Source organism: Undibacterium sp. Ren11W (assembly GCF_049340485.1).
Lineage (GTDB): Bacteria > Pseudomonadota > Gammaproteobacteria > Burkholderiales > Burkholderiaceae_D > Undibacterium.
The window spans coordinates 1-324 of the sequence record NZ_JBMPPB010000032.1; the positions used below are offsets into that span (position 1 = coordinate 1).

The window sequence follows — 324 nt, forward strand, 5'->3', positions numbered from 1 at the left end:
TGCTGTAGGTGCCCGCTGTGATTTCTGCGGCCGTTAAGACGTGGCTTTGCGGAGTCGTGCCATCGGTGATGGTTAGGGTGTCGCCTGCTTTAGCCGTACCTGGCAAGGCGACTGTGACTGCCACTGTCGTTGCTGCACCGAGTTCTGTTTTACTGATCAGGCCGTCATTGTTGCTGTCGGTCGTGATGGTGATAGTTGGTGCACCATTTGTTACAGTCACTAATGTGGCTGCATCCGTGCCCGGGGCGGAGACATTACCAGCGATATCCGTAACCGTCGCTGTGACGGTTAACGTCGCACCTTCCGCTGGTTTCGCAACCGTGC

1 protein-coding gene is annotated in these 324 nt (G+C 56.5%); it reads right to left on the bottom strand.

What is annotated here, in order from left to right:
- On the bottom strand, positions 1-324 hold a 324-nt coding region (locus ACO0K8_RS22325), incomplete at both ends, for a hypothetical protein (protein ID WP_422948853.1).